Annotated in this window: 23 protein-coding genes; 13 read left to right on the forward strand and 10 right to left on the reverse strand. The window is 39.1% G+C overall.

Features of this window, described 5'->3' with window-relative positions; all coding sequences use genetic code 11:
• Window positions 1-28 precede the first annotated feature (28 nt).
• Window positions 29-1,741 carry an AAA family ATPase gene (locus ACG59Z_RS00745; RefSeq protein ID WP_191010084.1) on the reverse strand — a complete coding sequence of 571 codons (1,713 nt, stop codon included), beginning with the start codon at window positions 1,739-1,741 and terminating at the stop codon, window positions 29-31.
• A 231-nt stretch (window positions 1,742-1,972) separates the two neighbouring features.
• On the opposite strand from ACG59Z_RS00745, the gene ACG59Z_RS00750 reads away from it, so the two are divergent.
• Entirely contained in the window at window positions 1,973-3,145 is a 1,173-nt protein-coding gene (locus ACG59Z_RS00750) for an iron-containing alcohol dehydrogenase (protein ID WP_400197419.1), read from the forward strand.
• A 195-nt stretch (window positions 3,146-3,340) separates the two neighbouring features.
• Complete coding sequence (locus ACG59Z_RS00755) at window positions 3,341-4,309, forward strand: alpha/beta hydrolase (protein WP_400197421.1); 969 nt, start codon at window positions 3,341-3,343, stop codon at window positions 4,307-4,309.
• On the opposite strand, the gene ACG59Z_RS00760 is transcribed toward ACG59Z_RS00755, so the two are convergent.
• Complete coding sequence (locus tag ACG59Z_RS00760) at window positions 4,306-5,496, reverse strand: transcriptional regulator (RefSeq protein WP_400197422.1); 1,191 nt, start codon at window positions 5,494-5,496, stop codon at window positions 4,306-4,308. The two genes, ACG59Z_RS00755 and ACG59Z_RS00760, sit on opposite strands and share 4 nt — an antisense overlap.
• A gap of 142 nt (window positions 5,497-5,638) precedes the next feature.
• Here ACG59Z_RS00760 and ACG59Z_RS00765 point away from each other — a divergent pair, with 142 nt between their 5' ends.
• From ACG59Z_RS00765 to ACG59Z_RS00785, 5 genes are all read left to right on the forward strand, one after another.
• Window positions 5,639-7,150 carry an aldehyde dehydrogenase family protein gene (locus ACG59Z_RS00765; protein WP_174736027.1) on the forward strand — a complete coding sequence of 504 codons (1,512 nt, stop codon included), beginning with the start codon at window positions 5,639-5,641 and terminating at the stop codon, window positions 7,148-7,150.
• A gap of 220 nt (window positions 7,151-7,370) precedes the next feature.
• On the forward strand, window positions 7,371-8,807 hold the full coding sequence (eat, locus tag ACG59Z_RS00770; protein ID WP_174740141.1) for an ethanolamine permease: 1,437 nt from the start codon (window positions 7,371-7,373) through the stop codon (window positions 8,805-8,807).
• 14 nt (window positions 8,808-8,821) lie between these two features.
• The gene (locus tag ACG59Z_RS00775; protein WP_005046422.1) at window positions 8,822-10,207 is read left to right on the forward strand and encodes an ethanolamine ammonia-lyase subunit EutB; all 1,386 of its coding nucleotides are present in this window, start codon (window positions 8,822-8,824) and stop codon (window positions 10,205-10,207) included.
• Window positions 10,208-10,217: 10 nt separating this feature from the next.
• Window positions 10,218-11,033, forward strand: a complete 816-nt coding sequence (gene eutC, locus ACG59Z_RS00780) for an ethanolamine ammonia-lyase subunit EutC (protein WP_400197425.1) — start codon at window positions 10,218-10,220, stop codon at window positions 11,031-11,033.
• 165 nt (window positions 11,034-11,198) lie between these two features.
• The gene (locus tag ACG59Z_RS00785) at window positions 11,199-11,921 is read left to right on the forward strand and encodes a glutamine amidotransferase (protein WP_400197427.1); all 723 of its coding nucleotides are present in this window, start codon (window positions 11,199-11,201) and stop codon (window positions 11,919-11,921) included.
• Between the two features lie 661 nt (window positions 11,922-12,582).
• Here ACG59Z_RS00785 and ACG59Z_RS00790 read toward each other — a convergent pair.
• Entirely contained in the window at window positions 12,583-14,310 is a 1,728-nt protein-coding gene (locus ACG59Z_RS00790; protein ID WP_400197429.1) for a glutamine--tRNA ligase/YqeY domain fusion protein, read from the reverse strand.
• Between the two features lie 168 nt (window positions 14,311-14,478).
• Between ACG59Z_RS00790 and ACG59Z_RS00795 the strand changes: the two genes are divergently transcribed.
• Both ACG59Z_RS00795 and ACG59Z_RS00800 read left to right on the forward strand, forming a co-directional pair.
• A complete protein-coding gene (locus tag ACG59Z_RS00795) occupies window positions 14,479-14,988 on the forward strand; it encodes a peptidylprolyl isomerase (protein ID WP_004700945.1) in 510 nt (169 codons plus the stop codon).
• Between the two features lie 15 nt (window positions 14,989-15,003).
• Window positions 15,004-15,723 carry a UDP-2,3-diacylglucosamine diphosphatase gene (locus ACG59Z_RS00800; protein WP_400197432.1) on the forward strand — a complete coding sequence of 240 codons (720 nt, stop codon included), beginning with the start codon at window positions 15,004-15,006 and terminating at the stop codon, window positions 15,721-15,723.
• A 7-nt stretch (window positions 15,724-15,730) separates the two neighbouring features.
• Here ACG59Z_RS00800 and ACG59Z_RS00805 read toward each other — a convergent pair whose 3' ends face one another.
• Entirely contained in the window at window positions 15,731-15,961 is a 231-nt protein-coding gene (locus ACG59Z_RS00805) for a hypothetical protein (RefSeq protein WP_400197433.1), read from the reverse strand.
• Between the two features lie 139 nt (window positions 15,962-16,100).
• On the opposite strand from ACG59Z_RS00805, the gene nfsB reads away from it, so the two are divergent.
• Entirely contained in the window at window positions 16,101-16,754 is a 654-nt protein-coding gene (nfsB, locus tag ACG59Z_RS00810) for an oxygen-insensitive NAD(P)H nitroreductase (RefSeq protein WP_272311877.1), read from the forward strand.
• A gap of 38 nt (window positions 16,755-16,792) precedes the next feature.
• Here nfsB and ACG59Z_RS00815 read toward each other — a convergent pair whose 3' ends face one another.
• The 5 genes from ACG59Z_RS00815 to tsaE form a co-directional block, all read right to left on the reverse strand.
• Window positions 16,793-17,650, reverse strand: coding sequence for an EamA family transporter (locus ACG59Z_RS00815; protein WP_400197435.1), 858 nt, complete (start codon window positions 17,648-17,650; stop codon window positions 16,793-16,795).
• Window positions 17,651-17,777: 127 nt separating this feature from the next.
• Entirely contained in the window at window positions 17,778-18,284 is a 507-nt protein-coding gene (hfq, locus tag ACG59Z_RS00820; protein ID WP_000033651.1) for an RNA chaperone Hfq, read from the reverse strand.
• Between the two features lie 94 nt (window positions 18,285-18,378).
• Window positions 18,379-19,323 (reverse strand): tRNA (adenosine(37)-N6)-dimethylallyltransferase MiaA, encoded by a 945-nt coding sequence (miaA, locus tag ACG59Z_RS00825; RefSeq protein ID WP_263614008.1) that lies wholly within the window; start codon window positions 19,321-19,323, stop codon window positions 18,379-18,381.
• Between the two features lie 6 nt (window positions 19,324-19,329).
• Window positions 19,330-21,285, reverse strand: coding sequence for a DNA mismatch repair endonuclease MutL (gene mutL, locus ACG59Z_RS00830; protein WP_400197439.1), 1,956 nt, complete (start codon window positions 21,283-21,285; stop codon window positions 19,330-19,332).
• Complete coding sequence (gene tsaE, locus ACG59Z_RS00835; RefSeq protein ID WP_002049012.1) at window positions 21,278-21,751, reverse strand: tRNA (adenosine(37)-N6)-threonylcarbamoyltransferase complex ATPase subunit type 1 TsaE; 474 nt, start codon at window positions 21,749-21,751, stop codon at window positions 21,278-21,280. The genes mutL and tsaE overlap by 8 nt, the downstream gene beginning before the upstream one ends.
• A gap of 119 nt (window positions 21,752-21,870) precedes the next feature.
• Between tsaE and ACG59Z_RS00840 the strand changes: the two genes are divergently transcribed.
• The 3 genes from ACG59Z_RS00840 (at window position 21,871) to ACG59Z_RS00850 (ending at window position 23,740) form a co-directional block, all read left to right on the forward strand.
• Window positions 21,871-22,779: a pseudouridine synthase gene (locus ACG59Z_RS00840; RefSeq protein ID WP_400197441.1), complete on the forward strand. Its 909-nt coding sequence runs from the start codon at window positions 21,871-21,873 to the stop codon at window positions 22,777-22,779.
• A 111-nt stretch (window positions 22,780-22,890) separates the two neighbouring features.
• Entirely contained in the window at window positions 22,891-23,199 is a 309-nt protein-coding gene (locus ACG59Z_RS00845; RefSeq protein ID WP_002049033.1) for a type II toxin-antitoxin system RelB/DinJ family antitoxin, read from the forward strand.
• Window positions 23,200-23,296: 97 nt separating this feature from the next.
• On the forward strand, window positions 23,297-23,740 hold the full coding sequence (locus ACG59Z_RS00850) for a GNAT family N-acetyltransferase (protein ID WP_002049009.1): 444 nt from the start codon (window positions 23,297-23,299) through the stop codon (window positions 23,738-23,740).
• On the opposite strand, the gene ACG59Z_RS00855 is transcribed toward ACG59Z_RS00850, so the two are convergent.
• Complete coding sequence (locus ACG59Z_RS00855; protein WP_400197444.1) at window positions 23,733-24,437, reverse strand: pseudouridine synthase; 705 nt, start codon at window positions 24,435-24,437, stop codon at window positions 23,733-23,735. The genes ACG59Z_RS00850 and ACG59Z_RS00855 overlap by 8 nt on opposite strands.
• Window positions 24,438-24,444: the final 7 nt, after the last annotated feature.

Genomic DNA, 24,444 nt, shown 5'->3' on the forward strand with positions numbered 1-24,444 from the left:
TGTAATAAGTAATTAAGCCAATCAGACTTTATTCAATAAATAATAAAGCTAATCGAACCTGATCATATCCCATTCGAGGACTGGTTGCTTCAACAATTGGTCTTAGTTTGATCGAACCATCATCAGAAAAATGATCTGGATTTTGACGTTTTTTCAATTTCTTATAAATTTTACGGACTTCTTCGACCACTTCTTCACCCGGATGGGCAACCGAAATATCTAGCTTTTGTTCTTTATGAAGTCGAGCCAAATGATTAATAATCGTCGCTGGTGTCAGACCACGCTCATGCGCGATGTCTTCAATTTCATAGCCTTCTTCAAACAACGCACGTGTCTCGTCTAGCGTTGCCGTAGCGTAATTTTGCTTGCCACCTTTTGCGAGTTTCTTCTCATTACGAGAAATCTCAGTTTCATTTAAGGTGCCGCCACAGTGACGAATAAAGGCTTTGTGCTGAGCGGTTAAATCTACATCTGCAAAGTTGTCTTCAGCTTCTTTTGAAAGCTCTTGGAAACGGCGATCCGCTTTGACAGCTAAACTGTCTAACTCTAAAGCTTGCTCGTTAATCCCTAATAGCTTTAACCCAGTTAAAGATTTTAAGCGCGAAAGCGCAACATAACCTTGACCTTTCTCAAAGGTGTTCATAAGGTTAATTTCAGCCGCTTCTAAAGTCATACCCTGACTTTTATGAATGGTAATCGCCCACGCTAAACGAAGTGGAATTTGCTGAAAACTTGCAATGACTTTACCGGCTTCATTTTCAACTGACCATGTTTCAGGAGCAACCAACAATGTCGTGCCATCGGTTAGTTTTACTTTCGGCAATAACCCATTTTCGTCATCTTCTTCAAAGCCAATAACTTCACCTAAACTCCCATTGATATATCCCATATCAAAGTTGTTTTTGACAAACATGACTTTGGCATGCTTTTTCAGTGTAAGTTCTTCAGGAGCACGAACCGAAGATTTTAAAGTTTCTAATAATTTTTCATTACCATCTAAAACAGCATTAAATTGATGCCCTTCGTTATCAATTTCATTTAAGTGCTGATAATTGATATTGTCGACATCCATATTGTGCGTATAAAGACGAGTAAAGGTTTCACCAATATCATGCGAACGTGATTGACGCAGTGCGTGTAAATGATCTGCTTGAATATTCTGCGCACGAATGGCATTTAAAATCTGGTTCAGAATTTCATCGTCTTGGCGATGTTGTTCTGTTAAATAACATACACGGAATTTAGCTTCGACCCATGCATCTGACATAAAGCAGAACTTGTCACGGTTGGCTTCACCGTTACGTCCTACAGGCGGCAACTGGAAGAAATCTCCAGCCACAATCACTTGAATGCCACCAAATGCCTCATCGCTTTCTTTAAAATATTTTAGAACCTGATTGACCAGATTAAGTTGCTTCGCATGCAACATTGAGATTTCATCGATGACGAGAACTTGCGCATTTTCAAGGTGTTCCTTGAGATATTTACGCTCTTTCATACGTTTTAGGTCGTCATCAGTTAACTGATCTTTAATGCCGATACCCGCCCACGTATGAATGGTCATGCCGTTCATATGCGTTGCCGCAATACCTGTAGATGCCGTAATAGCTACAGGCACTTTACGTGCTTTTAGGTATTGGATGTACTGATTAAGTGTATAGGTTTTCCCTGCACCAGCCGAACCGGTTAAAAAAACATTTTCACCTGCTTTGAGCAGTTTAAGCGCAGTTTCCTGTTTCATAATCTCATATGTACATCTTCAACAGCCCATAGCTTAACGATTTTCCCGAAAAAATTAAATGAATGCGCCAAATTTTATATAAAGTCATTAAAAAATCAATAATTAAATCCTAAGTAGTATTTGGTAGGTTTTTGGTAGGTAGGAAAATAATCTTCAGATCACAATACTAAGCCCATGGTGAGGCTCACCTGTAATAACAAACAATGGATTTATGGAAGAAGGAATCACTCCATGGCTTTTAAAAATATTGCAGATCAAACAAACGGTTTTTATATTCCTTGCGTATCACTCTTTGGACCAGGATGTGCTAAAGAAATTGGTACGAAGGCGCAAAACCTCGGCGCAAAAAAAGCATTAATTGTGACCGATGAAGGCTTATTTAAATTTGGTGTCGCAGATCTTATCGCAAACTATTTAACTGAAGCAGGCGTTTCGAGCCATATTTTCCCGGGTGCAGAACCTAACCCAACCGATATTAATGTTCACAATGGCGTGAAAGCCTATAACGACAATGGCTGTGACTTTATTGTGTCTTTAGGTGGTGGTTCATCTCACGACTGTGCGAAAGGGATTGGTTTAGTCACTGCTGGCGGTGGTCATATTCGTGACTATGAAGGCATCGATAAAAGTAAAGTCCCGATGACGCCATTGATTGCAGTGAATACAACGGCTGGTACGGCCTCTGAAATGACTCGTTTCTGTATTATTACTAATACAGACACTCACGTAAAAATGGCAATTGTCGACTGGCGTTGTACCCCACTCATTGCCATTGATGACCCTAAACTCATGATCGCAAAACCAGCTGGTTTAACAGCGGCAACAGGTATGGACGCGTTAACTCATGCAGTTGAAGCATATGTTTCTACGGCGGCAAACCCGATTACTGATGCGTGTGCAGAAAAAGCCATAACCATGATTAGCCAATGGCTCCAACCTGCTGTCGCAAATGGTGAAAACATCGAAGCGCGTGATGCAATGAGCTATGCACAATACTTGGCTGGCATGGCATTTAACAACGCATCTTTAGGTTATGTTCACGCAATGGCGCACCAATTAGGCGGTTTTTACAACCTACCTCACGGCGTATGTAATGCAATCTTGTTACCACACATTTGTGAATTTAACTTAATTGCTTGCCCAGATCGTTACGCAAAAATCGCCGAGTTAATGGGTGTAAGAACTCACGGGTTAACAGTGATGGAAGCTGCTTATGCTGCAATTGACGCCATTCGTAAACTGTCTTCATCAATTGGTATTCCATCTGGTTTAAAAGAGCTAGGTGTGAAAACTGAAGACCTTGCGGTGATGGCAGATAATGCTCAAAAAGATGCGTGTATGTTGACCAACCCTCGTAAAGCAAATCATGCACAAGTTGTGGAGATTTTCAAAGCAGCACTTTAATCCTGATGTAATGGCATGTCCCTCTAGTAAGTCAAATCCCTCCGACCGTTGACTTACTTTTTTGGGGAATACTTAGCTCCAGCGGTATTCCCTTTTTTTAGAACCTATACTCCAACCTTCTCTAAACCTGATTGACAATTCTCCCATTTCATTGAAGGATACTCAGCATGTCTTAATTACAATAGCTCGATAAAAATGAATACATCTTTAGCTAATCAAACTTATGTCCCAGATATTTTAGGTGCTGGCTACGAACAGCTTACACTCAACTTTCCTAATGATTACGAAGGAAAAGTTGTAGCTACCTTAGTGCGTAAAAAGGCAGCTCAATCGACTCAAAAAGCCGTGCTGTATATTCATGGTTTTTTAGATTATTTCTTTCAAACCGAAATGGCTGAACAATTCAATGCACATGGTTATGACTTCTATGCCTTGGATTTAAGAAAATACGGCCGTTCAAAGCTGCCTCATCAAATTTTCTATAATGTGCTTGATTTAAATGAATACGATGCTGAAATTACTCAAGCATTAGAGATTATTGGCAAAGAACAACACACCCAAGTCTTGCTTGCAGGACATTCGACTGGCGGTTTGACAGCAACGCTTTATGCTGCCCATAACCCAAACCACCCTCTGATTAAAGGACTTTGGGCAAACAGCCCGTTTTACGATTTTAATTTAAGCTTGGTCGAGAAAAAATTTGGTATTCCAGTACTCAGTCGAGTAGGAAAATATCTGCCAAAAGTTAAATTCCCAAGTCAATTAAACAAGTGGTACACCGCGAGCCTTCACAAACAGCTCAAGGGCGAATGGGACTTTAATCTGGACTGGAAACCGACCTCTGCCCCTACAGTTCAACTCAGCTTTCTACATGCGATTCATACAGCACAAAAAGAGATACATCGCGGGGTTAAACTCAATGTTCCCGCGCTGATTATGCATTCTCATCAGACTAAAAACCCTAAAAAATGGGGGCCAGATGCGACTCAAAGCGATGTAATTTTAGACGTTAAAGACATTGAAAAATTTGGTAAAAAAATCAAAGGCGATGTCGCTGTTGTCTCTATTCACAATGGGTTGCATGATTTGGTCCTTTCGGCCCAGCCAGTACGAGAACAAGTCTATCAACAATTGTTTCAGTGGCTGGATCAAAAAATCACCTAACTGAGTTTAGGTGAGTCAAGGTATTTCACTAGCAGTTGATGCGCAGGATGTTCACTCGGTAAGAGTTCCATCAGACGTTCTACCGCATCAATTGCTTCAGGAAAATGAGCTAAATGCTTGAGTAATAAATCTGTTTCTTGGGTTTTAAAAATGGCATCGCTTAAACGTGATTCAAGGCAATCACGCCATGCGCATAAAAATGGACTTTCAGTTTTTGCCAGAAATACGCCTGTGTAAAGCTGCAAAGCAGATGCGGCATATCCTGCATCGAGCGCTTGTTCAGCTTGTAAAAAATCGGCTTCAACATGCACTAGCAAACGATATGGACGTGAACCAAGTAAACCACCCAAAATATCTCGTAGTTGAGACATTTCAGCTTTAAGCGTACCCATACTAACTTTACGTTCCCCATAGAGCGCCTGATAAAGATGCTCTAAAGTTAAGCCATGAGGACATAGAGCCAATATGGTCAAAATTTCAATTTGACGCGGTGTTAATAATAAACTTTTGCCATTAAATTTAACTTGTGGCGTCGAAAAAGCACGAATATGTAACTGCTGGCGCTGCTGCTCTAGCAAAGCAGATTGAATAATTGATGCACAACGTTCAGCAGCCAGAATTCCTAAACTATTATGGTTCTTCCAAGTGGTTGATAAATCAACGACACCAAGAGTTTGTTTCGAGTATGGATCGATAATCGGCGCGGCATAACACACCCAATCATGAATCGATTCCATATAATGTTCATTTGAAAAAACACAGCTTGATTGTTGAGTTTTTAAAGATAAAGCCAAGGCATTAGTGCCTACAAATTCTTCACGCCACTGACCACCCTGCACAAAATGTACACGCTCCGCAGCACTTTGCATTTGAGCACTGGGTGCCGTCCAAATAATCGTACTGCCGATATCACCGACAGCAATCACCATTGAAGACTGCTCTGCAATATGACGTAAGTCGTCACCACACTGACTTAAAGCCATATCTAAAGCATTTTGTGAAGCAGATTTTTTTTCGACTAATGGAGCCGCAAAGCGTTCTTTAGGAATCGCAGCAGAAGCTGATCGCTCCCATGAGCTTGCAATACTTTGGCCGAGTTTGGCAGCGTTTTGAGGAGAGAGACTATTTTGCGTGCGCAGTTGATCAATCAACATCCGTTGCTGCAATAAATCCTTTTTTGTGAACATTTGTAAATTCCTTATATATCCACATTTCTATTCCAACCTTTCTCCAACCTTCTTCTTTATATCCTAATTATACAAAGTACGAAAGTACCTACTGACAGGGTTCTTGTTAGTCTTTAGTCCTAAAAAGCAAAGGAATATTTATATGCGCTATATCGATCCAAATCAACCAGGCTCAAAAGTTCAATTCAAATCACAATATGAAAATTTTATTGGCGGTGAATGGGTCGCACCTGTAAAGGGTGCGTATTTTGACAATGTATCTCCTGTTGACGGAAAAGCTTTTACACGTATTCCACGCTCTAGTGCCGAAGATATTGAGCTCGCTCTAGATGCGGCGCACAAAGCGAAAGCAACATGGAATAAAGCATCACCAACAGTACGCTCGAATATCCTTTTAAAAATTGCTGATCGTTTAGAAGCAAATCTTGAAATGCTTGCTGTTGCAGAAACTTGGGATAACGGTAAAGCAGTCCGTGAAACTTTAGCAGCTGACCTTCCGCTCGCGATTGACCATTTCCGTTATTTCGCTGGATGTATTCGTGCTCAAGAAGGCGGCATTTCTGAAATTGATGAAGATACCATTGCTTACCATTTCCACGAACCGCTTGGTGTAGTTGGTCAAATTATTCCATGGAACTTCCCGATTTTAATGGCAGCATGGAAACTTGCACCTGCTTTAGCAGCTGGTAACTGTGTTGTGATTAAGCCAGCTGAACAAACGCCAGTGGGTATTTTGTTGGTGGCTGAACTGATCCAAGATATTTTACCACCGGGCGTGCTTAATATTGTGAATGGTTTCGGTGCAGAAGTTGGCCGTCCGTTAGCAACAAATCCACGTATTGCAAAAATCGCATTCACAGGTTCAACTCAAACTGGACAAATGGTGATGCAATATGCGACCGAAAATATTATTCCAGTCACCTTAGAACTTGGCGGTAAGTCACCAAACCTTTTCTTTGAAGATATCATGGATAAAGAAGATGACTTCTTAGAAAAAACACTTGAAGGTTTTGCCATGTTTGCCTTAAACCAAGGTGAAGTATGTACTTGCCCTTCTCGTGCTTTAGTACAAGAAAGCATTGCTGATCAGTTCTTGGAGATGGCTGTTGAACGTGTAAAACGTATTAAAACTGGTCATCCACTTGATACTGAAACGATGATTGGCGCTCAAGCATCACTACAACAACAAGAGAAAATCTTACGTTGTATTAACACGGGTCGTGAAGAAGGCGCAGAGCTCTTACTTGGCGGTAGCGGCCGTAAAGAAGTAGGCGATGGTTACTATGTCGATCCGACTATTTTTAAAGGCCACAATGGCATGCAAGTTTTCCAAGAAGAAATTTTTGGACCTGTACTTGCTGTGACAACGTTCAAAGACTTTGATGATGCAATTAAAATTGCCAATGACACCATGTATGGTTTAGGTGCAGGTGTATGGTCACGTTCAGCTCACATTTCTTATCGTGCAGGTCGTGCTATTGAAGCTGGCCGTGTCTGGACAAACTGCTACAACATCTACCCTGCACATGCTGCATTTGGTGGCTACAAGAAGTCTGGTATTGGCCGCGAAAACCATAAGATGATGCTAGATCACTATCAACAAACTAAAAACTTGTTGGTGAGTTATTCAACTAAACCAATGGGCTTCTTCTAAGTTTCGCACCAAGTTGATACCAAACTATCAACACTAGAAAGAAGTAAGATGACTAATTATATAAGAAGCCAGTAATTTAGATTGCTGGCTTCTTTATTTACGGTTGTTAAGCTTGAATTTTTATCATTTAGAATAAAAAAGCTCCATCTACTCTCTGAAGTGCTTCATTTAGGCATTGCTTTTGCATTGATTCATACAAACCCACTCGCAGGAGTATTATATGAATCAACCAGAAACAGCTTCCGTCATTTCTTCAAGCACAGAAGTCTCATCAGCAGAATATTTTGCTCAGCGTCAACTCAAACAAGGTACGGTTGGTTGGTTACTCCTGATTGGTTTAGGCGTAGCTTATGTGATATCGGGTGATTTTGCTGGCTGGAACTTCGGTATTGCTCAAGGTGGTTGGGGTGGCATGTTTATTGCCACTGCCCTCGCTGCAATCATGTATCTGTGCCTATGTCTTTCTATGTCAGAAATGTCCACTATGATGCCGACAGCAGGCGGCGGTTATAGTTTTGCACGTGCTGCCTTTGGCCCTTTTGGAGGCTATTTAACGGGAACAGCCATTTTAATTGAATACGCGATTGCCCCTGCTGCTATTGCCGTATTTATTGGTGGTTATTGCGAATCTCTATTTGGCATTAATGGCTGGATGATTTATCTCGCCTGCTACGCCATTTTTATGGGCATACATCTGAAAGGTGCCGGCGAAGCCTTAAAAATTATGTTCGCAATTACACTTGTCGCAGCTGTTGCTCTAGTTGTGTTTATTGTCGCAATGATTCCACATTTTAATACACAAAACCTGTTAGATATTCCTGTTGGCACAGCAGCTGGTGCAAGTCGTTTTCTACCACATGGCTATTTAGGCATCTGGGCCGCAGTTCCCTTTGCAATCTGGTTTTTCCTTGCAGTTGAAGGTGTGCCATTAGCCGCCGAGGAAGCAAAAGATCCAGCAAAATCTCTCCCACGCGGTTTAATCGGTGCAATGCTCATCTTAACGGCGTTTGCCATGCTCATTTTATTTTTGGGTGCGGGCGCAGCTGGTGCAAGTACTTTGCAAAACTCAGGCGCTCCCCTCGTCGATGCTCTGGTTAAAGTTTATGGCACTAATACTTGGCTTGCGACTTTCGTAAACTTTGTGGGTTTAGCAGGTTTAATCGCGAGTTTCTTTTCAATTATCTATGCCTATTCGCGTCAAATTTTTGCACTGTCACGAGCTGGTTACTTACCAACTTCACTCTCTTTAACCAATAAAAATAAAGCCCCTTATCTCGCAATTATTATTCCGGGTATTATCGGCTTCTTGCTTTCACTCACTAAAGAAGGCGATTCACTGATTTTAATTGCCGTGTTCGGTGCAACTATTTCTTATGTGTTGATTCTTTTGTCCCACATCAAACTACGCCTATCTAAACCCGACATGCCTCGTCCTTATAAAACTCCTGGAGGAATCGTTACTTCAAGTATTGCCTTAATTCTAGCAGTCGCTGCTGTAGTTGCGGGCTTTGTTGTTAATCCGAAAGTTTGGTTTATTGCTGCCGCTATTTATGTCGCATTTATTGCTTACTTTTTACTCTATAGCCGTTATCATTTAGTGAAAGGCACCCCAGAAGAAGAGTTTGCAAATATTAAAGCCGCAGAACAAGAACTATAAAAAAGGATGTAACTATGAGTTATCGCAATATTGTCGCCAATCAACAGTATCACTTTGCTGACTTGAAGACCTTGATGGCAAAAGCTACACCGCTACGTTCTGGCGATGAATTAGCAGGTGTAGCGGCCAGAGACGCAACCGAACATGTTGCGGCACAAATGACTTTGGCCGATGTACCACTTAAAACCTTTTTGAACGAAGTTGTGGTCGATTATGAAACTGATGAAATTACACGACTAATTATTGATGAACATGATCTGGCTGCTTTTGCCCCTATTTCACACTTTACAGTAGGTGATTTTCGAAATTGGTTACTTGGAGAAGAAGCCACTGCCCAAAGCTTAAAAGCATTAGCATCAGGTTTAACTCCAGAAATGGTGGCTGCTGTCAGCAAAATTATGCGCAATCAAGATTTAATTTATGTCGCCAGCAAATGTGAAGTAGTCACCCAATTTCGTAACACGATTGGTTTAAAAGGTCATCTTTCTACCCGTTTACAACCGAACCACCCCACCGATGATGTGCTGGGAATTTCTGCCAGTATTTTAGATGGTTTGATGTATGGCAATGGTGATGCAGTGATTGGCATTAACCCCGCCACAGATAACCTTCATAATTTGTCAGAGCTACTGAAATTACTTGATCATGTCATTCAGGAATATCAAATTCCGACGCAATCTTGTGTACTTACCCATATCAGCTCAGGCATTCAACTTGCTGAAAAAAATGTGCCAATTGATTTAATGTTTCAGTCAATCGCTGGCACCCAACTGGCAAATGAAGGATTTGGAATTTCACTCGATTTACTACAAGAGGGATATGAAGCCACACTCGCACTCAAGCGTGGAACCATTGGACAAAATGTTATGTACTTTGAAACGGGTCAAGGCAGTGCCTTATCCAGCAATGCACATCACGGCGTTGACCAGCAAACATTAGAAACGCGTGCTTATGCAGTGGCCCGTAAATACAATCCGCTTTTAGTGAATACAGTCGTTGGCTTTATTGGTCCCGAATATCTTTTTAACGGCAAACAAATTATACGTGCAGGTTTAGAAGACCACTTCTGCGGTAAGTTACTTGGTGTGCCAATGGGCTGCGACATTTGTTACACCAACCATGCCGATGCAGACCAAAATGATATGGATGTTCTCCTTACTCTATTTGGCGCCGCGGGCATTAATTTTATTATGGGAATTCCCGGTTCAGATGATGTCATGCTCAATTATCAAACGACCTCATTCCATGATGCCCTCTATTTAAGACAACTCCTCGGTTTAAAACCCGCTCCTGAGTTTTCAGCTTGGCTTGAGCAACAAGGTATTTTTAAACAGCAAAACTCTCAAATTTGTTGGGCAGACCACATGCCTGACCAATTCTCTCGTCTGCTCATGAACTAGGGAGAACGCTATGAAACTGAACCGTGATATTCAATATCCATCTTCTACCCATCAAGATCAGTGGGAAAAACTTAAACAATTTACTGATGCCCGCATTGCATTAGGACGCGCTGGTTGTAGCATCCCAACACGTGCCTTACTTGAGTTCCAGTTGTCTCATGCGCAAGCAAAAGATGCGGTTTATCAAGAGATGGATGTTTCCTACCTCTCGGAGCAATTAGCACAACGGCAGCTGCAAAGTCTTCATGTACAAAGTAATGCACCTAATAAAGAAATTTATCTTAAACGTCCAGATTTAGGTCGTCAGCTTTCAAACTCATCAAAAGAAGCCTTAATTAAGAAGTATGCAGAAAACACGCAACAGTATGATGTTTGTATTGTGGTCGGTGACGGTCTCTCCGCAAGAGCGATTGAAGCGAATGCTTTCTCATTCATTACAATACTGAATGAACAAATTCAGCAAGAAAACTGGACTCTTGCGCCCATTGCACTGGCAACAGGCAGTCGGGTTGCTTTAGGTGATCAAGTTGCTGAGATCTTTAAGGCACCCATGCTAGTGATGCTCATCGGTGAGCGCCCTGGTTTAAGCTCTCCTGACAGTATGGGGATTTACTACACATGGAATGCATATTCGGGTTGCATCGATGCCAAACGTAATTGTATTTCGAATGTTCGCTCAGCAGGTTTAAGTATTCCAGTTGCAGTACAACGTTTAATGGCACTCATGAAAAAATCAAAACAACTTGGTTTTTCAGGAGTGAATTTAAAAGATGAACATCAACTCTCAAATATAGACTGTGCAGAGGTACCTAAACTTTTATTTTAATAGGCAAGTTATGCATAGCTATGGTCATAAATAGAAGATGCTTATGCATAACAATATTATCTTAACGAAAAATATCAATTTTCAGGTATTGACGATTTATATGGATATTTTCTTCTTTATATTTATCGCTATACTCCACCTATTGATCTTCTATGAATCATTTGTATGAACACAACAAACGCCTTCCCTAAAACTATTTATGCCATTCAGCATCTTGCTTTCGAAGACTTAGGTTCATTAGAAGATGTCTTTTATCAACTTGGCTTCCGCGTCCGTTATTTTGAGGCAGGTGTTGATGATTTAACAGCTGCTTTTGCACACGATGGATTAACTATTATTTTAGGTGGCCCAATCGGGGTTTATGAAACTGAAGATTATCCATTCTTAAAAGATGAAATCGCTTTACTCAAACAACGTTTAGCAGCTGATAAGCCTACACTTGGTATTTGCCTAGGCGCACAGCTTATTGCTCATGCACTTGGTGCTAAAGTATATGCAGGTCATCAAAAAGAAATCGGTTGGAGTCCTCTCAGCTTAAGTTTACGTCCTAATCAGGTATTATCTCCTTTGCTTAATAATGTTCATGTTTTACATTGGCATGGTGATACTTTCGATCTTCCTGAAAATGCGGTGCTATTAGCAAGTTCCGATGTTTATACCAATCAGGCATTTGAAGTCGGTAATAATATTCTTGCTTTACAGTTTCACATTGAAACGACTCAAGAAAATTTTGAAAAATGGCTCATTGGTCATACATGTGAACTTCGCCATGCAAATATTTCAATTCCTAAATTGCGCGAGCAAAATATCGAATATGCATCTGCACTTGAACAAGCTGCATTTGAAGTAATTCAAAAATTCTTGAAAAGAATTGGTTATAGTGCCTAAATGAAGTAGTTTCTAATGCTTAATGAATATTATTTTTTACCAATTGGTATTTTATGATTATTTTTTAAACAAAAAAACTTTATATTTTATTTTTAGAAGCATTTCAGAAAAATTTCAGTGTATTATTAATTTGTAACATAAAATATACGCTGATTTACTATGGATATCTGGAAGTTTATTAAAAGCTTTAATACGGTCAATACTTATTTAATGCTTTCAACTATGCTTCTCATATTATTAATTCTTTATTTTTATGTGGTTAATCCTACCTAAGCTTGTTTGCCAAGGAAGCGAAATCATAAAGAAAAAGAATATTATGAGAAGACCTCCGAATAAAAAGCCCAACCTTACAGTTGGGCTTTTTTGATATCTGCTGTTTACTCACAACATGTTGCTCGTCTTGCGAAAAAGTAAGAGATAATCAATCTCGACTATCTACTCACAACATGTTGCTCGTCTTGCGAAAAAGTAAGAGATAATCAATCTCTGCTCTCTACTCATAACATGTTGTTCGTCTTGCGAAAAAGTAAGAGATAAGCAATCTCTGCTCTCTACTCACAACATGTTGCTCGTCTTGCGAAAAAGTAAGAGATAATCAATCTCGACTATCTACTCACAACATGTTGTTCGTCTTGCGAAAAAGTAAGAGATAATCAATCTCTTACTTTTTCTCAGGTTTGAAGCTGTCTTTTAAATCAAGAACACGGTTGAACACTGGTTTTTCAGGAGTATGATCGTGTTGATCTGCAACAAAATAACCTTCACGTTCAAATTGGAAACGGTCTTCAGGACTCGCTTGAGCTAAAGCAGGTTCAATCACAGCCTGAACAACTTTTAAAGAATCTGGATTTAAGTTTGCCAAGAAGTCATCATCTGCATCAGGTGCCGCTTCAGTAAACAAACGATCGTAAATACGTACTTCAGCAGGAATACCTTTAGTAGCAGACACCCAGTGAATCACGCCTTTTACTTTACGACCTTCCGGATTCTTACCCAAAGTTTCAGGATCGATTGAACATTTCAGCTCAATCACTTCACCATTAGCATCCTTAATGACTTCATCACATTTAATCACATAAGCATGGCGTAAACGCACTTCACCATCAGGAATTAAACGTTTAAAGCCTTTTGGTGGCACTTCTTCAAAATCTTTACGGTCAATATAGATTTCTTTAGTCAATGGAATAACACGTTCACCCATATCAACATTTGGATGACGAGCATGCTTAAGATCTAAATCTTCTGGCAAGTTTGTAAGTGTTACTTTTAAAGGATCCAACACCGCCATTCCACGTGCTGCAGTATTCTCCAAAGATTGACGAATACAGAACTCAAGCATTGCAACATCAACAATACCGTCAGTTTTAGATACACCTACACGTTTACAGAAATCACGTAAGCCTTCTGGTGTAAAACCACGACGGCGCATACCAACAACCGTTGGCATACGTGGGTCATCCCAACCATTTACATACCCACCTTCAACCAACTTACGCAATTTACGTTTAGAAGTAATGGTGTAGTCTACGTTCAAACGAGAAGATTCGTATTGGTGTGGAACGGCTTTAGATTTAACCTTTTCAACAATCCAGTCATAAAACGGACGGTGATCTTGGAATTCCAATGTGCAAAGTGAGTGAGTGATTCCTTCAATTGCATCAGACAATGGATGAGCATAGTCATACATTGGGTAGATTTTCCATTTATCACCAGTTTGGTGGTGCTCTGAATGCAAGACACGATACAAAATTGGATCACGCATATGTACGTTCGGGCTTGCCATATCAATTTTGGCACGTAGAACTGCTTCACCTTCTTTCAGTTCACCACTACGCATTTGTTCAAAGCGAGCAAGGTTCTCTTCTACAGAAGCATCGCGATATGGCGAGTTTTTCCCTGGTTCAACAAAACTACCGCGGTTTAACTTAATTTCTTCTGGAGATTGTAAATCAACATAAGCATCACCTTGCTCAATTAACTGAATTGCCCATGTATAAAGCTGATCAAAATAACCAGAAGCATACCGTGGCTCACCATTCCAGTTAAAACCAAGCCATTTCACGTCATTGGCAATACCATCAACATATTCTTGTTCTTCTGCATCTGGGTTTGTGTCGTCAAACCGTAAATTACAAAGACCATTAAACTCTTCAGCAACACCAAAGTTTAGACAGATTGCTTTTACGTGACCAATATGTAAATAACCATTTGGTTCTGGCGGAAAACGCGTTACGATTTGTTTTGCACGTCCGGCAGCCAAATCATCAGTAATGACTTGGCGAACAAAATCTAATCCAGCCTGTTGTTCTTGCTGCGCAGAATCGACAAAGGCATGAGTATTCGGTGTCGGGTTGTTTGGCAGGTTCGAGACAACATCATTAGGCTTCATAGTGTATCAATCACTTCTTTGTAGATAAAATTTCGAAAAAATAAACGCTATCTTCATTTTTCACAAAGATTTTAACGTTTTTTACTTGCCTTGTAGTTTACAGTTTGCTTATGCTTCTCTCAACCAAAAAACCCATGGTCATAAGCCCATGTTTAGGAGATTAATGTAATGAGTTTTCCTCAAGTCGAATTAAACACCAATAAAGGTCGTATTGTTCTTGAACTAAATACTGAAAAAGCACCAAAAACAGTAGCAAACTTTTTAGAATACGTACGTGACGGTTTTTATGACGGCGTTATTTTCCACCGTGTCATTGATGGTTTCATGATCCAAGGCGGCGGGATGGATGAAAACTTCAAAGAAAAAGCAACTCGCGATGCGATTGAAAACGAAGCTGACAACGGTTTAAGCAACGATGTTGGTACGATTGCTATGGCACGTACTCAAGCTCCTCACTCTGCTTCTGCGCAATTCTTCATCAATGTAAAAAACAACTCTTTCTTGAACCATACTTCAAAAACTGCTCAAGGTTGGGGTTATGCTGTATTTGGTAAAGTTGTTGAAGGTATGGACGTTGTAGAAGCAATCAAAGGCGTACGTACAGGTAACCGTGGTTATCACGCTGACGTTCCTTTAGAAAACGTTGTTATCGAATCTGCTAAAATTATTTCTGAATAATTTCAGGATAAAGCTGTGACCTATCTGTTTATTTCAGATTTACATTTGTCACCTGAACACCCTCGACTCGTTCGAGGGTTTTTAGATTTGTTGGTACATTATCAACATAAACAAACACAGCTTTATATTTTAGGTGACTGGTTTAATGCTTGGATTGGCGATGATTACTCAGCACCATGGCTCGACGAAATTGTTGAAGCCTTAAAGGCGTTTAATCAAAAAGGTAATCGAGTTTACTTCCAAGTGGGTAACCGCGACTTTGCTTTAAATCAGGTTTTCCTCAATAAGTTTAATGGTGTATTACTTCCTGATATCTATTATCTTAATATCGCAGGTCACCAATATCGCCTAGAACATGGCGATGCGTTATGCACAGATGATATTTCCTACCAAAGATTTAGAAAAATTATTCGAAACCCGCTTTTAGTCGCTTTTTTACGACGAACACCTCTAAGTTTCCGTACGAAACTTGTCAATGGTTTCCGCAAAAGAAGTCATTCAGACAAACAACACAAAAGTTATGAGATTATGGATGTGAATGGACAAGCGGTTCTCTCTGCCATAAAAGATGTCGACATACTTATTCATGGCCATACTCACCGTCCAGCTATTCATGAAGCACAACACAAACAACGGATTGTACTAGGTGACTGGAAAGAAGATCATGCACAAATTTTAGAAATTGATCCCTCTTCACATACGCAACAGCTCGAATTGATTATCTGGAATTATTAGCTAGAAATTAGTCACTTTTTATTTGAACTTTCAATTCTTTAATTTTTTTATTTAAATCAGAATCCCAGATCATACATAGACAGGTAAGGAATACAAATTTCCAGCTTATATGTGCATGATCGTGATATTCGATGTATAAAATTAAAAGACACAATACAAATGCAAAAATTAGAAAGGCTTTAACAATTCTAATTTCTCGCAGCTTACTCTTTGCATCTGTGGGCATTAAGTCAAACATTTTCAATAAATTATTAAAAAATTTATATAAGTATTATATTTCCTTATCATATTAAAATGCAGATGTTTTTCTCTAAAATCGCGTATGATGCCAAAGATTAGAACCCTTCCATGGTAATAAGATTGATATGGAGTAAAGTATGGATTTATTAAGTACGGTTAAAAGTCGCTACACCACAAAAGCGTATGATCCTGAGAAAAAAATTCCTCAAGAAAAATTCAATAAGTTATTAGAAATTTTACGCTTTACCCCTTCTTCAGTGAATATTCAACCTTGGCATTTCTTGGTTGCTGATAATCCTGCGGCTAAAGAACGTATTGCTAAGGCTTTAACAGGGCGATATGCCTATAATGCACCAAAAGTTCTTGAGTCATCACACACACTCGTATTTTGCACAAGAACAGATATTTCACCTGAATTTTTAAACCAGTTACTTGAACAAGATGATTTAAGTGGCCGATTCAAAGATGAAAAAGCAAAACTCGGTCAGAAAGATACTCGCCATGGCTACGTCGAGTTCTATCGTAATGAGCAAAAAAACTTATTTGGTTGGATGGAAAATCAAACTTTTATTGCTTTAGGGCAACTACTTTTTGCAGCTGGTCTAGAAGGAATAGATGCAACACCTATGGGTGGCTTTGACGAAGATATTTTAAACGATGAATTTGGCTTAAAAGAAAAAGGCTTACGTAGCTCTGTAATTGTTTCACTTGGCTACAGAAGTGAAAATGATTTTAATGCCAAGTTGCCAAAATCTCGTCTGCCAGATGAAGTTATTTTTACACATTTATAAGAACTTAGTGGAGTTCAAAAGAACTTTCTCTTGAACTCCTATTTCATGGTAAATGCTAAACACACTAGACCACTTATTCCTAAAATTGTTCCCAACATTGTTGGCAATTTTAATTTTTCTTTATATAAAACTACACCACAAGCCATCCCAAGCAATACGACCAAAATATTCATGCTTGCAAAGACAATTGCTGGAGAGTCTTTAAGTAAAATATGCGCTTTAACATACAGAGCTATATTTGAAAAATTCAAAACGCCAAGCATTAATCCAGCCAATGTATTTTTAAAATGCCATGTTGGCTTTTTTTGAATTAATAAATAAATAATTGATAAAACAAAGGCCGTTATAAAAATTAGATTCAAAGCCAATGTAAACTGTAAACCTAAACTACTCGTATATTTTAATAAAATATCTACTGCTGCATAACCAAACCAGACACTCATCAATGCAAAAATTGCTTTTTTTGATTGATGCCCAGAAGATGCATTGAATTGCCCAAATACAATTAAAAGAACAGCAAAAATTCCTAAACCTATGCCTAATAATTTAAGAGAATTAAACTGCTCTTGGAAAAAGAAATACGCAGCTAACAAAGAAAGCACCACGGATAGTCGCTGCGCAATTTCTGTTTTCACAATACCGGCATATTCTAATGATTTAGCAAGGCACAAAAAAATACTCGGTAGAATGATCCCTAAAGCAACTATGAGCCACCAAGGCGTGTGTTGTATAGAAATATGCTGAATATCTGGCTTAAACCACCAGTAACATAACAAGCTAGCACTTGCATAATTCCATGCAATCATCTGCATGGGTTGATATCCCTTTTTCTTTAAATTTTTTAGTAGTACAGAAACCAGAACACTGCACAGTGCTGCAGCAAATATTAATATCATTTGCAAAGAACCTATTAACCTAAATTATAAGAAAGCGAGATCAACCACAGAGCTTTAATATACTTTTTATATTTTTAAAGCCATAAAAAAACCAGTCATCACTGACTGGTTTTTCTAAGCTAATCAATTAACGATTATTTTCGTCGTCTTGACCATCTTCAAATTTAGAATCGTTGTCGAAACCGCCTTGATGACCACCAAAGCCACCTTGACCACCGAAGCCACCTTGACCGCCGAAGCCACCTTGACCACCGAAGCCGCCTTGACCGCCGAAGCCACCTTGACCGCCGAAGCCGCCTTGACCGCCGAAGCCGCCTTGACCGCCGAAGCCAGCGCCTTGAGCACCACCAAAGCCAGCGCCTTGACCACCGAAGCCACCTTGACTACCACCCTGAGCTGGGAAACCTGCACCTTGTGCACCTGCTGGACGTGGGTTACGAGCTGGAACAACCGTAGAAATTGCGTGTTTGTAAACCATTTGACTTACAGTATTTTTTAATAAAACAACATATTGGTCAAAAGATTCAATATGACCTTGTAATTTAATACCGTTAACAAGGAAAATAGAAACTGGGATACGTTCTTTACGGAGAGAATTTAAGAACGGATCTTGTAAAGTTTGACCTTTAGACATTTTTAACTCCAAAAAAAAATTTTTAAATCAGCGCAAAAAAACTATCTTTATTTTTCAACTAAAAATTATAAAAAGACAGTGTGCAAATTTTGCTTTATCCATAAGAGTTTCGCAAGTCTTCTTTCGCCTGCTTTATCGTCAAGTAAGTTTTAAAATCGTGTATTTCTTGCAAAGAACGTAACCACGTATATTGACGTTTGGCAAGTTGTCGTGTTGCAAATAAGGCTTTATCCTCCATTTCCTGCTTTTTTTTGAGACTCATATCACTTTTTAATAGAAATTCGAGAGCTTGTCGATAACCAACAGAACGCATAGAGGGTAAATTTTCATCTAAATCGTATTTTTCAATTAGAGATTCAACTTCACTCAAAAAACCGATATCCCACATTTTGCTTAATCTTTGCTCAATGCGTTGATGTAATTCTAACCGATCTGGAAGTAAAGCGTAGTTATGAAATATGTATCGATATGGTACGTTTTTTGGTTGTTCTGCCTGCAATTTGGTAATAGGTTCACCAGTAATACGGTAAACTTCCAGCGCCCGAATAATTCGTTGTTTATCAGAAACCTTAAACTTCACTCCAGCGGCTGGATCTACAGCAACCAACTCATCATAAACAGCCTGCCACCCTTCATTCGCTGCTTTTTCTTCAATTGCTGCACGGACATTTGCATCCGCACTTGGTAAGTTGCTTGATAAGCCTTCTAACAGCGCCTTGAAATACAACATGGTTCCTCCTACCAAAATAGGAGTTTTGCCACGTGAATGCATCTCGTCAATTAGAACACAAGCATCTTCAACAAACTGGGCAGCCGAATAGACCTCAAGAGGAGTAATAATATCTATTAAATGATGTGGATATAATTCCTGCTCTTCGCGAGTTGGCTTAGCCGTGCCGATATCCATATCTTTATAAACAAGTGCAGAATCAACCGAAATTAACTCAAAATTTCCACGCTCGTAAAGTTCACATGCCAAAGCGGTTTTTCCGCTTGCAGTTGGTCCCATTAAATTGATGACGGGCAATTGATTTGACATGTAAAACTACTCTCCTCGAGCAAATAATTTATCTAATTGAGATAATGGAAATGCACGCCAAGTTGGACGACCATGGTTACACTGGCTCGCAAATTCGGTTTGTTCCATTTGACGCAATAATGCGTTCATCTCTGAAAGGCTGAGTTGTCTATGCGCTCGCACTGCTCCATGACATGCCATACCAGCCAATAGCTCATCACGCTTTTGTAGTAAACCTTGAGCTTCATCATTTGGATCTAAATCATTTAGAAGCTCGGGAATAAGATTTTCAAAATCTGCTTTTTGCAAAATAGCCGGCACACCACGCACAATCACTTGCTCATCGCCATACAAATCAATTTCCAACCCTAAACGCTCAAGTTGAGGTTTTAAGTCTTCAACCCGTACAGCTTGCATACGGCTAATTGAGATCACTTTAGGTATAAGCAACTGTTGAGATGTCCAAAACTCAGGTTTATCCCAAGCATTTTTCATTTGTTGCAGCAAGATACGTTCATGTGCTGCATGCATATCAACAATAATCAGACCTTCAGTATTTTGCGCCAGAATATAAATTCCATGAAGCTGAGCAATGGCAATACCTAATGGAAATTCATCGACTTTAGCGACAGGCTCAATATTTTCATCAACTGAAAAATTGGTAGCAGGTTGATCGCGTAACGGGGCCAAGTAAGTCTTTAATGCATTATTTAACTGCGCAGAACCATTATATTTGGGGGTTTGTTCTGCATAGTGAACAGCTTGTGGACGGCTGTCATTAAAATCAGTTAAAAGTTCAGTAGAGGGCTGATAACTACTAGGCTTATCTAGTGTTGTATCAACAGCTTGGTCTGTGCGATGCAATGAAAATTGTTCTTGATATTTAGGCTGAGACTGTACAAATGAAGCCTGAGTATCGTCCACTTTCATAGCTTGTGCTAAATCAGCACTCGCTGTCTGAAATTGTGCTAGTGTTTCTTTAGCGTAATGTCTTACAAACTCATGTACTTCGCGTTGATTTAGAAAACGAATCTCATGTTTCGTTGGGTGAACGTTAACATCGATATTTTCAGGATCAACTTCTAGGAAAAGTAAATAAGATGAATGCTGGTGACCATGTAAAATTCCGTCATAAGCCATTCTTAAAGCATGCGAAATCGTTTTATCTTTAACAATTCGGCCATTTACATAGACATATTGTAAGTCTGCTTGAGCACGTGCATCTGAAGGATGTCCTAACCAACCCGACAAACGCATGTTAATACTGTCTGCATCAATCCAGTAAGCATTTTGAACAAACTGTTGCCCCAATAATTGCTGGACACGCTGAAATCTTAATTCACCGCTATCTGCTATTGGTAAATTAATTCGAATATTATCGTTATGCTCAAGTACAAAACGTATATCAAAATGCGTTAAAGCCAAACGGCGTACAATTTCTTCAATATGACCAAATTCAGTCGTTGGCTTTTTTAAAAATTTACGGCGAGCAGGGACATTAAAAAATAAATCCTGAACTCGAATATGAGTACCCTTTTGTGCAGCCACAGCTTGTACTTGTTGGTGGTCAAAGGCTGTACCATTCACTTCAACCTGATGACCAATTCCACTTTCATCTTGACTACTGGTTAAAGTCAATCGTGAAACTGCTGCAATAGAAGCAAGTGCTTCACCACGGAAACCTAAGCTAACAATCGCATGTAAATCTTCTGCTGTTTTAATTTTACTGGTTGCATGGCGCATCACTGCCAATGGTAAATCATCAGGATGAATCCCATGTCCATTGTCAATAATCTCGATTAATGTTGAACCACCTTGTGCAATCCGCACAATGAGCTCAGTTGCACCTGCATCAATTGAGTTTTCTAATAATTCTTTTACAACCGATGAAGGGCGTTCAATCACCTCACCGGCAGCAATCTGGTTGGCTAACGCGGCGTCTAATGTATGAATACGACGTTGTGTTAGCTTTTCATCAGTCATGAAGCTGTTCCTGCAAAGTCTGGTACAAATGCTCTGTTGGTAAAGTTAAGGTGACGAAACGATTGAGTTCATCATCTGATTTTTGAATATCAATGACGATATCCGCTTCAGGGATTTCGTCTCCACCTTTTGACGGCCACTCAAATAAAAATAGAGCATCCTGAATATCTAGATAATCGCGGATTCCCATTAATTCAAGTTCATAAGGATCATTGAGACGGTATAAGTCAAAATGAAAAATTTCTTTATTATTGATTTTGTAGGGTTCAACCAATGTATAAGTTGGACTTTTAACCGAGCCTTTATGCCCTAGAGCCTGCAAAAAATAACGGGTCAATGTCGTTTTACCGGCGCCCAAATCTCCAATCAGATAAATCACACCAGCTTGAACATGCTGCGCCAATGCCTGAGCTAAACGCTGGGTATCTTCTTCATGATTTAAGACCATTTTCAATGAATACGACATAACACACATAACATGATTCAAAATAATCGATATGATACCATTGCCCTGCTTTAAAGCCTACTTAAGTCCTCAAAGTTGGCTTTTTTTACACCACATTTATTAAATATTGACACACTTTTATGTCTAGTCCGATTGAATTTTTCCCACCTATGATTGATGGCGTAAGCGCAAGCCAAGTCTATCTACCATCGCAAACAACAGCACAAACCATCTATCAATTTCTTTGCGAAAATTTTCCTCATATAAAAGCAATAGAGTGGCAGCAACGTTTTCAAGATGGGCTTATTTATGCAGAAAATGGCAAAAAATTAACATTAGATAGCCCTTATATAGCAAACACGCATATTTTTTATTACCGATTCCTTGCTAACGAAGTACATGTTCCCTTTGAGCATCAGATTTTATTTGAAAATGATGATTTGCTTGTTGTCGATAAACCCCATTTTTTAACGATTAGCCCAACAGGGCAATATGTACAAGAAACATTATTAGTCCGATTAAAAAAGCAAACTGGCAATGAGTTTTTAACCCCGATCCATCGGTTAGACCGTGAAACTGCCGGTGTCGTTTTATTTTGCAAACGACCACAGTCACGTGGAATTTACCAGCAGTTATTTGCAGATCGTCAAGTCAATAAGATTTACCATGCAATCGCTGCATATAAAGCTGAATTAAAATTTCCTCAGAATTTAAAATTGTATTTAGATAAAGGTACACCCTTTTATACAATGCAAGTGATTGCACATACAAAAACCAATACCGAAACTAAAATTGAACTGATTGAACATAATCACTTGTGGGCTAAATATTGTTTAACACCAACTACCGGGAAACAACATCAACTCCGCGTTCATTTAAATCATTTGGGAATTCCGATTAAAAATGATCCGTTTTATCCTATAGTTCAACATAAAGCCGATGATGATTTTTATCAGCCCTTACAGCTTCTAGCTAAGCAAATTTCTTTTATAGACCCGCTAACAAAACAGGAAATGGTTTTCAATTCACAGCTTGAATTGACACTGTAATCTCATCGTAATGACAAAAAGATTATTTTTTATGCTGAAAGACATTGAAATTACATTCCGATGGTTTAAAATAAATCCCTAAAAATTAAAAATCATTTGGTTTTGTTATTCATGCGAAAAACAGAAGTTTATCAGGTTCGACTTGACTCCCAAGAGAAAAAACAAGCTTTTGCTGTTTTTAAACAATTGGGAATTACCCCTGCCCAAGCGGTACGACTGTTCTTTAAACAAGTCGTCTTAACTAAATCTATTCCTTTTGCTATCGAAAATCAGAACATTAATATGGAACAATTATTAAAACTGAGAAAAGCAAAAGCAACTTCATTAAATCAGAACCCTTCAAATTTAAATGAAGATGATGACCATGAAGATTTATTTGAAGAGCTAAATGCTCTATTAGGTGAAAGTGACAAAACTTAACGGTGTTGCATTTTTAAACAACTTTTAACGTCTATTGGCGTCTTTTTTAGTTATGCTCTCTTTGTAAAAATATAAACATAAATACAAGGAGCGCCTAATGATTGTAAGACGAGCGACCTATGAAGATCTAAGTCAACTTGCTGTTCTATTTGATGAATACCGTCAATTTTATGGTGCATCTTCTAATCTTGATGAATCACATCATTTTTTAAAACAACGGTTTGAAAATAAAGAAAGTGTGTTTTTTATCCACATCAAGGATGAAAAAATCACGGGTTTTGTTTTACTTTATTTAGGTTTTTCTTCAGTTGCTTGCTCAACTTACTATATTTTAGATGATGTCTATGTTACCCCTATGTTCCGTCGTCAGGGTTCAGCAAAACAGCTCATCGATACAGCGATTTTATTTGCAAAACAAGAAAATGCTTTACGTATTAGCCTAGAGACTCAAACGAATAATCATGAATCTCACCGTCTCTATGAAAAAATGGGATTTATTCGAGACAGTGAATTTCAGACTTTCCACTGTTTTCTTAAATAATATTTTGGGCGAGTTGTTTTTCCTGCTCCGACAAATACACCCAATCCCCTTCCTCAATTTCAGGTAAAACCAATTGACCGATTTGATGTCGATGTAATTCTTCGACTCTATTGCCCACAGCTGCAATCATCCTTTTGACTTGATGATATACACCTTGATGAATGGTCATCGTTAACTGATGAGTTCCTAATAACGCCACATCTGTCGCAGCAAATGTACCCTTTTCTTGGTGTAAATTAACGCCTTGAGTAAGCATTTCAATTTGCTCAGGTGTCACTGGATCTATAGTCGTAACGTGATAAACCTTTGGAACATGTTTACGAGGATGAGTTAAAGCTTGAAGATATTTACCGTCATCTGTGAGTAAGAGTAAGCCTGTTGTATCTTGATCTAAACGGCCAATGGCTTGCACGCCACGTTGAATCATGATTTCAGGGAGTAGACTAAAAACACTTTGATGATGCTGAGGATTGTGTGAACATTCAAAACCTTGCGGCTTATTTAGAGCAATATAAACTTTTTCTCGATATTGATAGGTTTCCCCAAACAGAGAAAACTCTAAATTTTCAGGGGAAAACTGTTTTTTAAGATCGCTCACTACCTCCCCATCAATACTTACAGAACCATTTTTTATTAACTGCTGGCAATATTTACGTGAACCAAACCCTTGTGATTGCAAAATTTTTTCCAGCAGCATAAAGCTT

The sequence above is a fragment of the Acinetobacter sp. ABJ_C1_1 genome (assembly GCF_044684115.1).
In the GTDB taxonomy this organism is placed as follows: Bacteria; Pseudomonadota; Gammaproteobacteria; order Pseudomonadales; family Moraxellaceae; genus Acinetobacter; species Acinetobacter nosocomialis_A.